Origin of the sequence: Acidovorax sp. GW101-3H11 (genome assembly GCF_001633105.1) — a bacterium.
Taxonomy (GTDB): domain Bacteria; phylum Pseudomonadota; class Gammaproteobacteria; order Burkholderiales; family Burkholderiaceae_C; genus Acidovorax.
The window spans coordinates 41,084-54,980 of record NZ_LUKZ01000017.1 but is presented as its reverse complement, the minus strand read 5'-3'; the positions used below and the strand labels follow the sequence as shown (position 1 = coordinate 54,980).

Annotated in this window: 13 protein-coding genes; 7 read left to right on the top strand and 6 right to left on the bottom strand. The window is 67.8% G+C overall.

The annotated features are described in order from the left end of the window. Nucleotides 1-9 precede the first annotated feature (9 nt). The 7 genes from A1D30_RS16065 to A1D30_RS16035 all read left to right on the top strand — a co-directional run bounded on the left by A1D30_RS16065 (nucleotide 10) and on the right by A1D30_RS16035 (nucleotide 7,820). Nucleotides 10-960, top strand: coding sequence for an ABC transporter permease (locus tag A1D30_RS16065; RefSeq protein ID WP_063461738.1), 951 nt, complete (start codon nucleotides 10-12; stop codon nucleotides 958-960). Then, nucleotides 957-1,820, top strand: a complete 864-nt coding sequence (locus A1D30_RS16060; protein ID WP_063461737.1) for an ABC transporter permease — start codon at nucleotides 957-959, stop codon at nucleotides 1,818-1,820. Before A1D30_RS16065 ends, A1D30_RS16060 begins: the two co-directional genes overlap by 4 nt. After that, entirely contained in the window at nucleotides 1,817-2,884 is a 1,068-nt protein-coding gene (locus tag A1D30_RS16055; protein ID WP_063461736.1) for an ABC transporter ATP-binding protein, read from the top strand. The genes A1D30_RS16060 and A1D30_RS16055 overlap by 4 nt, the downstream gene beginning before the upstream one ends. Then, entirely contained in the window at nucleotides 2,881-3,906 is a 1,026-nt protein-coding gene (locus A1D30_RS16050) for an oligopeptide/dipeptide ABC transporter ATP-binding protein (RefSeq protein ID WP_082836487.1), read from the top strand. Before A1D30_RS16055 ends, A1D30_RS16050 begins: the two co-directional genes overlap by 4 nt. 173 nt (nucleotides 3,907-4,079) lie before the next feature. Continuing rightward, nucleotides 4,080-5,366: an amino acid deaminase gene (locus A1D30_RS16045; protein WP_063461734.1), complete on the top strand. Its 1,287-nt coding sequence runs from the start codon at nucleotides 4,080-4,082 to the stop codon at nucleotides 5,364-5,366. A 2-nt stretch (nucleotides 5,367-5,368) separates the two neighbouring features. Then, complete coding sequence (locus A1D30_RS16040) at nucleotides 5,369-6,331, top strand: MurR/RpiR family transcriptional regulator (protein WP_063461733.1); 963 nt, start codon at nucleotides 5,369-5,371, stop codon at nucleotides 6,329-6,331. Nucleotide 6,332: 1 nt separating this feature from the next. Continuing rightward, nucleotides 6,333-7,820 carry a D-aminoacylase gene (locus A1D30_RS16035; RefSeq protein WP_063461732.1) on the top strand — a complete coding sequence of 496 codons (1,488 nt, stop codon included), beginning with the start codon at nucleotides 6,333-6,335 and terminating at the stop codon, nucleotides 7,818-7,820. A gap of 80 nt (nucleotides 7,821-7,900) precedes the next feature. On the opposite strand, the gene lptE is transcribed toward A1D30_RS16035, so the two are convergent. From lptE to A1D30_RS16005, 6 genes are all read right to left on the bottom strand, one after another. Continuing rightward, nucleotides 7,901-8,404, bottom strand: coding sequence for an LPS assembly lipoprotein LptE (gene lptE / locus A1D30_RS16030; RefSeq protein WP_063461731.1), 504 nt, complete (start codon nucleotides 8,402-8,404; stop codon nucleotides 7,901-7,903). A 4-nt stretch (nucleotides 8,405-8,408) separates the two neighbouring features. Further along, entirely contained in the window at nucleotides 8,409-11,132 is a 2,724-nt protein-coding gene (gene leuS, locus A1D30_RS16025; protein WP_063461730.1) for a leucine--tRNA ligase, read from the bottom strand. Between the two features lie 97 nt (nucleotides 11,133-11,229). Continuing rightward, nucleotides 11,230-11,682: a biopolymer transporter ExbD gene (locus A1D30_RS16020; protein WP_063461729.1), complete on the bottom strand. Its 453-nt coding sequence runs from the start codon at nucleotides 11,680-11,682 to the stop codon at nucleotides 11,230-11,232. Between the two features lie 22 nt (nucleotides 11,683-11,704). Continuing rightward, entirely contained in the window at nucleotides 11,705-12,388 is a 684-nt protein-coding gene (locus tag A1D30_RS16015) for a MotA/TolQ/ExbB proton channel family protein (RefSeq protein WP_063461728.1), read from the bottom strand. Between the two features lie 13 nt (nucleotides 12,389-12,401). Continuing rightward, nucleotides 12,402-13,241 carry a 4-hydroxy-tetrahydrodipicolinate reductase gene (gene dapB, locus A1D30_RS16010; RefSeq protein WP_082836485.1) on the bottom strand — a complete coding sequence of 280 codons (840 nt, stop codon included), beginning with the start codon at nucleotides 13,239-13,241 and terminating at the stop codon, nucleotides 12,402-12,404. Nucleotides 13,242-13,305: 64 nt separating this feature from the next. Next, a complete protein-coding gene (locus A1D30_RS16005; protein ID WP_063461727.1) occupies nucleotides 13,306-13,869 on the bottom strand; it encodes an outer membrane protein assembly factor BamE in 564 nt (187 codons plus the stop codon). Nucleotides 13,870-13,897: the final 28 nt, after the last annotated feature.

The following is a 13,897-nucleotide window of genomic DNA, read 5'->3' as shown; positions in this document are numbered from 1 at the left end:
GACAGCACCATGATGCGATTTCTGTTGAAGCGCCTGGGCGGCGCCGTGGTGGTGCTGGCCCTGGTGGCAGTGCTGGTGTTCTGCCTCACGCGGCTGGCCTCGGGCGACCCCGTGGCGCTGCTGCTGGGCGACCAGGCCACCGCCGCCGACATTGCCCAGGCCCGTGCGCAGTACGGGCTGGACAAACCCTTGCCCGTGCAGTTTGGGCTGTGGGTGGGCGAGCTGCTGCAGGGCAACCTGGGGCAGTCGCTGTTCCTGCAGCGCCCCGTGGCCCAGGCCCTGCTGGAGCGGGCCGAGCCCACGCTGTTCCTGGCGCTGTTTGCCGTGGGCATTGCGGCGTTGGTGGGCGTGCCCTGCGGCATGGCCGCCGCCGTCTGGCGCGGCAGCGCCACCGACCAAGCCGTGAGTGGCGTGGCCATGCTGGGCGCGAGCGTGCCCAGCTTCTGGCTGGGCCTCATCCTCATCCAGCTGTTTGCGGTCAAGCTGGGGTGGTTTCCCGCCTCGGGCTATGGCGACCCCACGGCCACGCTGGGCGAGCGGCTGTCGCACCTCATGCTGCCTGCGCTGGTGCTGGGGCTGCTCAATTCGGCGCTCATCATCCGTTTCACGCGTGCATCCATGCTCGACATCCTGGGCGAAGACTATGTGCGCACCGCCCGCGCCAAGGGCCTGCCCGAGGGCACCATCATGGTCAAGCATGTGCTGCGCAATGCACTGGTGCCCATCGTCACCGTGCTAGGGCTGACCATGGCGCTGATGATTGGTGGCACCGTGGTGACCGAGACCGTCTTCAACCTGCCCGGCGTGGGCAACCTGGTGGTGCGCGCGGTGCTGCGGCGCGACTACCCCGTGATCCAGGGCACGCTCTTGGTGATTGCCGCCATTTACGTCTTCATCAACCTGGCCATCGACTTTCTGTACACGCTGGTGGACCCCCGTATCCGCCTGGAAGCCCCATGAACCCGAGCCCTTCTTTCTGGCACCGCCTGCGGGCCGTGCTGCGCCGCCTGTTCGCCCGCAAGGTGGTGCTGGCCTCAGCCATCGTGATAACACTGGTGGCCAGCATCGCTGTCGTCTTCCCCTGGGTGTCCGATGCGGACCCCAACGCCCTGTCGATCAGCGAGCGGCTGCACGCGCCTTCAGGCACACACTGGGCAGGCACCGACGAACTGGGCCGCGATGTGCTGCTGCGCATCGTGCACGGCGCGCGCTACTCGTTGCTGATTGGCCTGGTCACCGCTGCAGGGGCTGTGCTGCTGGGCACGCTGCTGGGCATGCTGGCGGGGTTCTTTCGCAGGCTCGATGCCCCGCTGATGCGTCTGGTGGACGCGATGATGTCCTTCCCCGACATCCTGCTGGGCATTGCCCTGGTGTCCATCCTGGGCGTGTCGCTGTGGAACGTGATGCTGGCGCTGGTCATCGTCTACACCCCGCGCGTGGCCCGGGTCGTGCGCGCCACCACGCTGGTGTTGCGCGAGCTGCTGTTTGTGGACGCGGCCCGCGCCCTGGGCGTGCGCACGCACCTCATCCTGTGGCGCCACATCCTGCCCAACCTGATGTCGCCCATCCTGGTGCAGGTGACGTTCATCTTTGCCTACGCCATCCTGGCCGAGGCGGGCCTGTCCTTTCTGGGCGTGGGCGTGCCGCCCGACATCCCCACCTGGGGCACCATGATTGCGGGCAGCCTGGACTATGCCGACAAGGCGTTCTGGACCATTTTTGCCCCCGGCGTGGCCATTGTGCTCACGGCCCTGTCGCTGCAGATGCTGGGCGACGGCGTGCGCGACCTGCTCGACCCCAAACTGAAGAAGACCGTATGACCTCCCCCACGATGAGCGCCGCGCCCCGGCTCGAAGTCAGCGGCCTGTCCACCTCGTTCGCCACCGATGCGGGCCGCATCCAAAGCGTGGCCGATGTGTCCTTTGCCATCTACCCCGGCGAAACGCTGGCTCTGGTGGGCGAATCGGGCTCGGGCAAGTCCGTCACCAGCCTCACCCTCATGGGCTTGCACGCCCGCACCTCGCAAGCGCAGGTCACGGGCCAGGCCTGGTTTGTGCAGCGCGACGGCCGCAAGGTCGATTTGCTGGCGATGCCCGAGGCCGAGAAGCGCACGCTGCGCGGCAACGAGCTGGCCATGATCTTCCAGGAGCCCATGACCAGCCTGAACCCCGTGCTGACGGTGGGCGAGCAGATTGCCGAGTCGGCCCGCCTGCACCTGAAGATGGACCGCAGCACCGCGCTGGCCCACGCCCGCCGCATGCTGGAGCTGGTTGAGATTCCCGCCGCAGCGCAGCGCGTGCACGAGTACCCGCACCAGCTCTCGGGTGGCATGCGCCAGCGGGTGATGATTGCGCTGGCCATGGCCTGCAACCCCACGCTGCTGATTGCCGACGAGCCCACCACTGCGCTGGACGTGACCATCCAGGCGCAGATCCTGGCGCTGATGGGGCGGTTGCAGAAAGAGACCGGCATGAGCATGCTGTTCGTCACGCACAACCTGGGCGTGGTGGCGCAGTACGCCGACGCCGTGGCCGTGATGTACGCCGGTCGCATTGTCGAATCGGCCCGCGTGCACGACCTGTTTGCGCGGCCCGAGCACCCCTACACACGCGGTCTGCTGGCCTGCCTGCCCGGAGTGGCGCGGCGGCAAGCGCAGGCAACTGACCATGCAATAGCTGCCGGGCGGCGCAAGCTGGTGGCCATTCCGGGCCAGGTATCGAGCCCCCTCGCGCCGCCGCCCGGCTGTGCGTTTGCGCCGCGCTGCACGCGCCAGCAGGCCGACTGCACCCATGCCATGCCTGCGCTGGAAGCCACCGGCCCGCGCCGCATGGTGCGCTGCCTGCACCGCGAGGAACACGCCGAACCCGCCGAGGTGAGCGCATGAACGCCGTCCTGAACACCCCACAGCCCATGGCACCGACAGACACCGCTGCACCGCTTTTGGAAATTGCCCACCTGCGCAAACACTTTGGCAGCGGCCCACACCCCGTGCGCGCGGTGGACGATGTGAGCTTCACCATCCATCGGGGTGAGACCCTCGGCCTGGTGGGCGAATCGGGCTCGGGCAAAAGCACCATTGGCCGCCTGCTCACACGCCTGGTGGACCCGACGAGCGGGCAGATGCGCTACCACGGCGGCGCGGCGCCGCAAGACCTGGCCCAACTCTCGCAATCGCAATACCGGCCGCTGCGCTCGCAGATCCAGATCATTTTTCAGGACCCCTACGCCAGCCTGAACCCGCGCATGCGCATCCGCGATGTGCTGGCCGAGGCGCTGGATACGCACGGCCTGGCCAAGGGCGCCGCGCGCCTGCCGCGCATCCACCAGCTGCTGGAGCAAGTGGGCCTCAGGCCCGAGCACGCCGAGCGTTTTCCGCACGAGTTTTCGGGCGGGCAGCGCCAGCGCATCGGCATTGCCCGCGCGCTGGCGGTGGAGCCCCAGTTCATCGTGGCCGACGAGCCGCTGTCGGCGCTGGATGTGTCCATCCAGGCACAGGTGGTGAACCTGCTCGGTGAGCTGAAGGAGCAGTTGGGCCTCACGCTGCTGTTCATCTCGCACGACCTGGACGTGGTGGAGTACCTGTGCGACCGCGTGGTGGTGCTGTACCTGGGTCGGGTAATGGAGATCGCCCCCACCGAGGCGCTGTACGCCCAGCCCCAGCACCCCTACACCCAGGCCCTGCTGGCCGCAGCGCCCATCCCCGACCCCGCCCAGCGCCGCAGCATCGCGCTGCTGCAGGGCGACCTGCCCAGCCCGGCCAACCCGCCCTCGGGCTGCGTGTTCCGCACCCGATGCCCCCAGGCCGAGGCGCGCTGCGCCAGCGCCGACATGCAGCTGCGCGAAGTGGCCCCCGGCCATCTGCACGCCTGCTGGAAAACCGCCCCGCTGTCCCATGCCAATCCATAAACCCGATCACCCTGAGCCTGTCGAAGGGCATTCATCCATGGAGTCTGCGTCCATCCACTCGAAGCCGTTCACGCTGAGCCTGTCGAAGCGCCGCGCAAGGCTTCGACAGGCTCAGCCCGAACGGATTGTTCTGCACTGACTGCCACAGCCCCAACGAACCCTTTGCTCCGACCATGACCGACGACTTCCTGCTTGACTACCGCTGCAAAGGCTACCCGCTGCACGCAACGCCCTGCCGCCCCGCCGACCTGGGCCAGCGCGGCTGGAATGTGCTGGCGGGCGATCTGCCCCTGCCCATCGCCGTCATCCGCGAAAGCGCCCTGGCCCACAACCTGGCCTGGATGCAGGCCTATGCCGAGCGCAAGGGCGTGGCCCTGGCCCCGCACGGCAAGACCACCCTGTCGCCCGAGCTGTTTGCGCAGCAGTTGCAGGCAGGCGCCTGGGGCCTGACCTTTGCCACGGTGTACCAGCTCAGCGTGGGGGTGGACGCCGGGGCGCGCCGCGCCATCATTGCCAACCAGGTGCTGTGCGATGCCGACCTGGACGGCCTGCACGCGCTGCTGCAGCGCCACGCTGATCTGCGCGTGTGGTTCCTCATCGACAGCCTGGCGCAGCTGCGCTGCATTGAAGACTGGGCCGAGCGACGTGGCCACACCGCGCGCGGTGAACGGCGCCTGGACAGCCTGCTGGAGATGGGCGTGCAAGGCCAGCGCACCGGCTGCCGCACGCTGGAAGAAGCCCTGGCGCTGGCCCAGGCCATGGCGCAATCGCCCGCCGTGCAGCTGGGCGGTGTGGAATGCTACGAAGGCGGCGTGGCCCGCTGCGACAGCGAGCACGATGCACGCGAAGTCACGGCCCTGGTGCGCCGCGTGACCGAAGTGGCCCGCGCGTGCGATGCGCAGGACCTGTTTGCCGATGCGGAGATCCTGCTCACCGCAGGCGGCTCGGCCGTGTTCGACCTGGTCATCCCGCTGCTGCGCACCCAAGGGCTGTCCAAGCCCGTGCTGGGCGTGCTGCGCTCGGGCTGCTACATCACGCACGACCATGGCAACTACCAGCGCTTTCTGAAGCATGTGGAGCAGCGCGAGGGGCTGGACGCCTCGCTGCGCCCCGCGCTCGAAGTCTGGACCCTGGTGCAATCGGTGCCCGAGCCTGGGCTGGCCCTGCTCACCGGCGGGCGGCGCGATGTCTCGTACGATCTGGAGATGCCCGTGCCCGTGCGCTGGGCGCCGCGCCACGAGCGCCGCGCTGCCAGCACTCCCACCGGGTGGACGGTGAGCGCGCTCAACGACCACCACGCCTACCTGCGCTACGACCCCGCTGCAGACCCTGCCCCTGCCGTGGGCGATTTGGTGGCCCTGGGCATCTCGCACCCCTGCACCACTTTTGACAAATGGCGCTGGCTGCCCGTCGTGGACGACGAAGGCACCATCACCCGCGCCATCAGCACCCGTTTTTGACCATGTCCAAACCAACCCCTACCAGCCTGCTGCAGCAACTGCGTGAGCGCCAGCCCGACCTGCCCGAGGCGCAGCGCAGCGTGGTGCGCGTGGTGCTGGACGACCCGCGCGCCGCCGTGGTCGCCACCGTGGAACAACTGGCCCAGCAGGCGGGCGTGTCCATGCCTACCATCGTGCGCACCTGCCGCAGCTTTGGCCACGACTCGGTGCGCGAATTCATGGTCGCCCTGGCGCAAGATTTGGCTGTGTCGGGCTCGCACCTGCACCGCAGCGTGCTGGCCGATGACAGCGCCCAGGACGTGACCAGCAAAATCGTGCACGCGGCCGTGTCGTCGCTGACCGAGCTGGGCCGCAACCTCGACGCCGAGGTGCTCGACCGCGTGGCCGAGCGGCTGGCGCAGGCGCGGCGCATCGACTGTTACTCGGTCGGCGCCGCCTCCACCTTCATGGCCAGCGAGCTGCAAAGCCGCCTGTTCCGCCTGGGCTGCACGGCCAACGCGATTTTTGATGCGCACCAGCAGCTCGTCTCGGCCAGCACGCTGGGGCCCGATGGCGTGGCCTTTGTCATCTCGCACGTGGGCCGCATGCCCTATGCGTTGGAGGCCGCGCGCTTTGCCCGCTCGCAAGGCGCCACCGTGGTGGCGCTGACCCAGCCCGGCACGCCACTGGCCGAAGTGGCCGACCTGGTGCTGGCCGTGTCGGTGCCGCAGGATGCTGTGATGCGCGTGGGCACCGAGGCCTATCTGGCCCATCTGGTGGTGATTGAAATCATGACCGTGCGGCTCGCACAAAAGCTCGGCCCGGTGGCCACGCGCGGGCTGCAGCAGTTCAAGCAGCTGCTGCACAAACACGGTTTTGACAGCGCCGAGTACGTCGGCGCCTTTGACAGCCAAGCGAGCCAGGGCCACTCCAGCGCCGCCAGCCATCCCACAGACGCATCGCGCGGCCTGGCCGCAGAGGAATGACATGGCGCACGCAACGCTGCTGAGCAATGGCCGCATCGTGGACGGCACCACCCGCCCCGGCTGGGTGGGCGACCTGCTGATTGAAGGCGAGCGCATCACCGCACTGGCCGAGCCAGGCCAGATCGACCCCGCCGCCCTGGCCCGTGCCCGGGCCTGCGAACACTTCACCGAGGTGGACTGCACCGGCCGCGTGATCGCCCCCGGCTTCATCGACGTGCACACGCACGACGACGCCGCCGTGCTGGACGCGCCCACCATGCTGCCCAAGCTCTCGCAGGGCATCACCACTGTCATCGTGGGCAACTGCGGGATCTCGCTGGCGCCGGTGGTGACCGACAGCCCGCTCGCCCCGCTCTCGCTGCTGGGGCGCCTGCAGTTTCGCCACGCCAGCATGGCCGACTACGCCCGTGCCGTGGACGCCGCCCAGCCCGCCGTGAACGTGGCCGCACTGATGGGCCACACAGCCCTGCGCATGCGCCACCTGGCCGACCTGCGGCAAACCGCCACCGCCGACGAGCGCGCCGCCATGGCCGCCGACATGGAAGAAGCCATGGCCGCCGGGGCGCTGGGCCTGTCGTCGGGCATCTTCTACAGCGAGGCCTATGCGGCCGATGTGGATGAACTGGTGGCCGTGGCCTCGGTGGCCGCGCGCCACGGCGGCGTGTATGCCACGCACATCCGTGACGAGCTTGCGGGCATCCTGCCTGCGTTGCAGGAGGCGGCGCTGACCGCCCGCCAGTCGGGCCTGCCGCTGGTCATCTCGCACCACAAATGCGCCGGGCCCGCCAACTGGGGCCGCACGCGCGAGACACTGCCGCTGATCGATCAACTGGCCCAGCAGCAAGAGATTGCGATGGACGTGTACCCGTACACCGCTGGCTCTACCGTGCTGCGCGAGGACCTGGTGGACGGCATCATCGACATCCTCATCACCGGCAGCCAGCCCCACCCCGAGATGGCCGGGCGCTACCTGGCCGACATTGCGCGCGAGTGGGGCGTGCCTCAGCAGGAGGCCACCGTGCGCCTCAAGCCCGGCGGGGCCTGCTACTTTCAGATGCGCGAGGACGATGTGGAGCGCGTGATTGCGCACCCGCTGTCCATGATCGGATCGGACGGGCTGCCACACGATGAACGGCCACATCCCCGGTTGTGGGGCGCCTTCCCGCGCGTGCTGGCCTGTTACTGGCGCGACAAAGGCCTGCTGCAGCTCGAAGAGGCCGTGCACAAGATGACGGGCCTGTCGGCCCAGCGGTTTCGCCTGGGCGGGCGTGGCCTGCTGTTGGCGGGGCACATGGCCGATGTGGTGGTGTTCGACCCCGAGCGTGTGCGCGACCTGGCCACGTTCGAGCAGCCCCAGCAGTTCAGCGAGGGCATCGAGCAGGTGTGGGTGAACGGCGTGCTGAGCTACACCGCTGCGCAGCGCGCCACGGGGGCGCGGGCGGGCCGCTTTGTGCGGCGCCAGAGCGCGCCTCTGGGGGACACGCCGTAGCAAGAGCACGCCTCGCAAGCTATCAAAACAATAGCTCAAAAGGCATGCCCGCCGCGCGCAGATGGCATTTTTGCGTCGAATTATTTGGCCGGACGCGTGAGCGACAGGCGCCGCATGAGCTGCTGCACCAGGTCGGTCCGCATGTTGCGGTAGAGCAGCGCCTCTTCCGCCTCTTTGGCCAGGGCGATGGTTTCGTTGTAGCTGATGTCGCGCTGCTGCAGCAGCTCGGTCTCGGGGATCAGCTCCGCGCCTGCCGGGGTGCGCAGGCGGAACTTGATGCGCAGGCGCAGCTGCAGCTCGCGCACCTGGCCCGAGGCGTTGAGCCCCACCACCGCACGCTCCTGCTGCTCTTGCAGCAAATCCAGAATGGCCTCGGCCGTGGGCATGGCCGCCGGGTCGCGCAGCAGCTGCAGCTGGCCGCCCGAGCCCTCCAGCGTGCGCTGCAGCTCCCGCGCCAGCGGCGAGCTGGCGGGGGCGGCGATGTAGAGCGAGTTGAAGCCGAACTCCGGCACGCCACGCAGCCGGAATCCGCAGGCAGACAACAGGGCCACGGGGGCCAGGCTGAGCAGGGTGCGTTTGTTCATGGGGTCAGACCACCACGTTCACCAGACGACCTGGCACCACGATCACGCGCTTCGGATGAGCGCCTGCGGCCTGGGCCACAAAGGCCTCGCTGGCTAGCGCAATGCGCTCGATCTCGGCCTTGTCGGCCTGGGCGGGCACGTGGATGGAACCGCGCAGCTTGCCGTTGACCTGCAGCATGAGTTCGATCTCGTCCTGCACCAGCGCACCGGCATCGATCTGCGGCCAGGGCGCGTCGAGCAGATCGCCCAGCGCGCCCGCGTAGCCCAGGCCCGTCCACAGGCTGTGGGCGATGTGGGGCGTGGCAGGGTACAGGCTGCGCAGCAGGATGCCAAAGCCTTCGATCAGCGCCACCTGGGCACCGGCCGAGTCGGTGGCCTTGAAGTCTTCCAGCGCGTTGATCATCTTCATCGCGCCCGAGACCACGGTGTTGTACTGCATGCGCTGGTAGTCGTAGTCCACCTGCTTGAGCACGTTGTGGATCTCCAGGCGCAGGGCCTTGGCTTCCTTGCCAAACTGCACGTCCTGCAGGCTGCTGGCACCGGCCACGCTGGCCAGGGCCGCATCGCGGTCGATGGCCGAGAGCTTGACGCCAAAGTTCCACACGCGGCGCAGGAAGCGGTAGCTGCCTTCCACCGCCGCGTCGTTCCACTCCAGCGTGGCTTCGGGCGGGGCGGTGAACATGGTGTACAGGCGGGCCGTGTCGGCGCCGTACTTCTCGATCAGGTCCTGCGGGTCCACGCCGTTGTTCTTGGACTTGGACATGGTGCCCACGCCCTCGTAGTCGATGGGCGTGCCCACCGGCTGCATGCCGTCGCCGCTGGTGGCTTCGTTCTTCAGCTTGGCGCCGATGATCTTGCCGCCTTCATCGAGCACATGCTCCACGTCATGCGGCCAGAAGTAGTCCTTGCCACCCTTGGCGGTACGGCGGCTGTAGATGTGGTTGAGCACCATGCCTTGCGTGAGCAGCTTGGTGAAGGGCTCATCGACCTTGACCAGTCCCAGGTCACGCATGACCTTGGTCCAGAAGCGGGCGTACAGCAAGTGCAGGATGGCGTGTTCGATGCCACCGATGTACTGGTCCATGCCGCTGCCGCCAGTGGCATGTTGCTGGTCTCGCATCCAGTAAGCGGTGCCATCGGCCACCATCGCGTCGGCGTTCTTGGGGTCGCAATACCGCATGAAGTACCACGAGCTGTCCACGAAGGTGTCCATGGTGTCCGTCTCGCGGCGGGCGGGCTTGCCACACACGGGGCAGGTCACGCCCGCGTGGAAGCCTTCGTGCTTGTGCAGCGGGTTGCCCGAGCCGTCGGGGATGCAGTCTTGCGGCAGCACCACGGGCAGGTCTTTTTCGGGCACGGGCACGGCGCCGTGCTCGTCGCAGTGGATGATCGGGATCGGCGTGCCCCAGTAGCGCTGGCGGCTCACGCCCCAGTCGCGCAGGCGCCAGGTGGTCTTCTTCTCGCCCAGGCCCTTTTGCTCCAACGCATGGGCCACGGCGTTCACGGCTTCCTTGTACGACAGGCCACTGAAGCTGTCGGAGTTGATGGTCACGCCGCGTTGCTTGTCGCCGTACCAGTCTTGCCACTGGTGGTAGTTGAACGTCTCGCCGTCCACCAGCACCACCTGCTTGATCTCGATACCGTACTTGAGCGCAAACGCAAAGTCGCGCTCGTCGTGGGCGGGCACGCCCATCACGGCGCCGTCGCCATAGCCCATGAGCACGTAGTTGCCGACCCAGACCTCGACCTTTTCGTCGGTGAGCGGGTGGGTGACGTACAGGCCCGTGGGCACGCCCTTTTTCTCTTGCGTGGCCAGCTCGGCCTCGGTGGTGCCACCGCTCTTGCACTCTTCGATGAAGGCTTGGAGCGCAGGGTTGGTTTTGGCGGCATGTGCGGCCAGCGGGTGCTCGGGCGCCACGGCGCAGAAGGTCACGCCCATGATGGTGTCGGCGCGCGTGGTGAACACGTACATCTTGCCGTCGCCAATCAGCGTGCCGTCGTCGCCTGCAATGTCGTGCGTGAACGCAAAGCGCACGCCTTCGCTCTTGCCAATCCAGTTCTCCTGCATCAGCTTCACGCGCTCGGGCCAGCCGGGCAGCTTGTCGCCGGTCACAAAGCCCAGCAGCTCTTCGGCGTAGTCGGTGATCTTGAGGTAGTAGCCAGGGATCTCGCGCTTTTCGACCGTGGCGCCGGTGCGCCAGCCCTTGCCGTCAATCACCTGCTCGTTGGCCAGCACGGTCTGATCCACCGGGTCCCAGTTCACGACCTGGGTCTTGCGGTAGGCAATGCCCTTTTCCAGCATCTTCAGGAACAGCCACTGGTTCCACTTGTAATACTCGGGGTCGCAGGTGGCGACTTCGCGGCTCCAGTCGATGGCCAGGCCCATGGCCTGCATCTGCTTCTTCATGTACGCGATGTTTTCGTACGTCCACTTGGCCGGTGGCACGCCGTTCTTCAGCGCAGCGTTTTCAGCGGGCAGGCCGAAGGCGTCCCAGCCCATGGGCATCAAGACGTTGTGGCCGTTCATGCGCAGGTAGCGCGTGAGCATGTCGTTGATGGTGTAGTTGCGCACATGGCCCATGTGCAGCTTGCCGCTGGGGTAGGGCAGCATCGAGCAGGCGTAGAACTTCTTCTTGCTGGTGTCTTCCGTCACGCGGTAGGCGTCGGTGGCGGTCCAGTGGTCGTGCGCGGCGCGCTCGACGTCTTGGGGAGAGTATTTGTCTTGCATGGGGGCTCGGGGTGAGAGAAGAGTGCAGCCGCTGGCCGCGCTGCGGGGATTTTAGGCGGTCAGGGCCCGGCGCTGGCGGGCCGCCCGCCAACGCGCCTCAGCGCGGCAGGGCCGGGGATGCAGGTGGAGTGGGCGTGGCCGCCAGTTCGGCCACAAAACCGATGCGCTGCAACCCCGCCAGATGGGCCGCACCCATGACCTCGACCACGCGGCCATAGGGCACGGCCGCGTCGGCGCGCAGCTGCACCTCGGTGTCGGGCCGCTCGGCGCCAATGCGGCGCAAGCGCTCGGCCAGGGCGGCCTGCGACAGGGGCTGGTCATCCAGAAAGGCCTGGCCCGAGGCATCCACCACCAGCGTGACGAACTGCGGGGCCGTGCCGGGCGTGGCGCCTTCGGTGCGCGGCAGGTCCAGCCGGATGGAGCTGGCCAGCAGCGGCGCTGTGAGGATGAAGATGACCACGAGCACCAGCATCACGTCCACCAGGGGCGTCATGTTGATGTCGCTCATGGGCTGTGGCCCGGTGGTGCGTTCGAGTCGTCCGAAGGCCATGGCTGATGCGAGCGTCTGGAATTCAGGTCTTCGCATCGGCGGGTTGCGCCGTGTCGATGAGCAGTTCGCGCAGATCGCGTGCAAACCCTTCCAGGTCGGCCTCGATGCGCCCAATGAGGCGGCCAAACACGTTGTAGGCCAGCACAGCGGGGATGGCGACGGCCAGCCCGGCCGCCGTCATGACCAGCGCCTCGCCCACGGGGCCGGAGACGCGGTCAATGGTGATCTGCCCCGCACCTGCCATGGCGGTGAGCGCGTGGTAGATGCCCCACACCGTGCCCAGCAACCCCACAAAAGGCGCCGTGGAGCCCACCGTGGCCAGCAGCACCTGGCCAAACTGCAGGCGCCCCAGCACGTCGTGCAGGGCATCGCGCAGCACGCGGGTGAGCCGCTGGGACAGGCTGCCCGCGCTGGCGAGCGAAGCCGGGGCACCGGGAACCGAATGGATTGCTATCGAATTTGCAGCAATCACCAGAGGCAGGACCAGCGCAGAGCGGTCAAAAGACTGCAAACGCTGTGCGGCGACGTCCATGGAGGGCGCCTGCCAGAACGCCGCTGTGCAACGCGCTACGTCGGCCGTGGCCTGGCGCATGAGCCGCAGCTTCCAGACGATGATCACCCAGCTCGCCACCGACATGGCCAGCAGCACAAGGGCCGCGCCTTGGGTTACGGCATCGCCCTGGCGCCACCAGTGGAGGGCGTCCATGGAAATCGACGGATCAGTGCAAGCCCAGCACGTCGAACATGTCGAACATGCCGGTCTTGTGGGCCGCCAGGAAGCGCACGGCGCGCAAGGCACCCTGCGCATATGTGGCCCGGCTGGAGGACTTGTGCGTGACCTCGATGCGCTCGCCAATGCCGGCAAACAGCACGGTGTGGTCGCCCACGATGTCGCCACCCCGGATGGCCGCAAAGCCGATGCTGGAGGGGTCGCGCTCGCCCGTCACGCCTTCGCGGGCGTACACGGCGCATTCCTTGAGGTCGCGGCCCATCGCTTCGGCAATCACCTCGCCCATCTTGAGCGCAGTGCCCGAGGGCGCATCGACCTTGTGGCGGTGGTGGGCTTCGATGATCTCGATGTCGTAGCCCGTGGTCATGGCCTTGGCAGCCATCTGCAGCAGCTTGAGCGTGACGTTCACGCCCACGCTCATGTTGGGCGAGAACATGATGGCGGTGCGCTGTGCGCAGGCGTCAAGTTCGGCCTTTTGTGCATCGGTAAAGCCGGTGGTGCCGATGACGGCCTTCACGCCCAGCTGGCTGCACACGGCCAGGTGGGCCAGCGTGCCTTCGGGGCGGGTGAAGTCGATCAGCACGTCGGCGTTCTTGAGGCCTGCCGCAATGTCGGCCGTGATGGCCACGCCGCTCGCATGGCCCAGAAAGGCGGTGGCGTCGGAGCCCACGGCGGGACTGGCAGCCACGTCCAGCGCACCGGCCAGCACGCAGTCGTCGCTGGCGCGGATGGCTTCGATCAGCATGCGGCCCATGCGGCCCGACGCACCGGCCACGGCCACGCGGCAAGGGGTGGTCACGGTGGCGGCGGGTGTAGGTGTCCCTGTCATGAAAATCCTGTTCGGTTGGGTGGCAGCACAGGGACCACGCCCTGGGCTGCAGGGGCCGCTGGCGTCAGCGCGCGGGCGCGTCGAGCGGTGGGTAACTGGTGGGCGCTGGCGCCGTGGATGCCGCAGCGGGCGCAGGGGCCGGGCGGGCGGCGGCCGGGTATTTGGAAAGCTGCTCTGGCGTGGCTTCCAGCGTGGGCACCTTGCCCTTGGCGCCACCCCGGGCCCCCAGCGTGGCGACGAACTCCGTTTCGGAAGGCATTTCGTCGCCCTCGGAGCGCTCCAGCACATCGCCCTTGAAGAACGCGGTCAGCTTGCGGGTCTGGATGTCCTCCCCCGGGCGCTTGAGCGTGAAAACGTACTCCCAGCGGTCGGCATGGAACAGGCTGGTGACCAGGGGCGTGCCCAGGATTTCGCGCACCTGCTGGCGGCTCATGCCGGGCTGCAGGGCTTGTACTTGCTCACGCGACACAAAGTTGCCCTGCACCACATCGACCTTGTAGGGTTTCACGATGCCGGCGATGCGGCTGCTGGCGCCATCGAGGCTGCCACAACCGGCCAGGGCGGCCATGCTGGCGCCGATCAACAGGACCAGGCCCAGGCGGGCGCTGCAACGGGCTTTGACGGGCATGGGTAAAAGGGCTGAGGATATGATCGCC

Coding starts and splice junctions, on each gene's coding strand:
- A1D30_RS16065 (WP_063461738.1), top strand. CDS start 10: ATGATGCGATTTCTGTTGAAGCGCCTGGGCGGCGCCGTGGTGGTGCTG.
- A1D30_RS16060 (WP_063461737.1), top strand. CDS start 957: ATGAACCCGAGCCCTTCTTTCTGGCACCGCCTGCGGGCCGTGCTGCGC.
- A1D30_RS16055 (WP_063461736.1), top strand. CDS start 1,817: ATGACCTCCCCCACGATGAGCGCCGCGCCCCGGCTCGAAGTCAGCGGC.
- A1D30_RS16050 (WP_082836487.1), top strand. CDS start 2,881: ATGAACGCCGTCCTGAACACCCCACAGCCCATGGCACCGACAGACACC.
- A1D30_RS16045 (WP_063461734.1), top strand. CDS start 4,080: ATGACCGACGACTTCCTGCTTGACTACCGCTGCAAAGGCTACCCGCTG.
- A1D30_RS16040 (WP_063461733.1), top strand. CDS start 5,369: ATGTCCAAACCAACCCCTACCAGCCTGCTGCAGCAACTGCGTGAGCGC.
- A1D30_RS16035 (WP_063461732.1), top strand. CDS start 6,333: ATGGCGCACGCAACGCTGCTGAGCAATGGCCGCATCGTGGACGGCACC.
- lptE (WP_063461731.1), bottom strand. CDS start 8,404: ATGAACAAACGCACCCTGCTCAGCCTGGCCCCCGTGGCCCTGTTGTCT.
- leuS (WP_063461730.1), bottom strand. CDS start 11,132: ATGCAAGACAAATACTCTCCCCAAGACGTCGAGCGCGCCGCGCACGAC.
- A1D30_RS16020 (WP_063461729.1), bottom strand. CDS start 11,682: ATGGCCTTCGGACGACTCGAACGCACCACCGGGCCACAGCCCATGAGC.
- A1D30_RS16015 (WP_063461728.1), bottom strand. CDS start 12,388: ATGGACGCCCTCCACTGGTGGCGCCAGGGCGATGCCGTAACCCAAGGC.
- dapB (WP_082836485.1), bottom strand. CDS start 13,241: ATGACAGGGACACCTACACCCGCCGCCACCGTGACCACCCCTTGCCGC.
- A1D30_RS16005 (WP_063461727.1), bottom strand. CDS start 13,869: ATGCCCGTCAAAGCCCGTTGCAGCGCCCGCCTGGGCCTGGTCCTGTTG.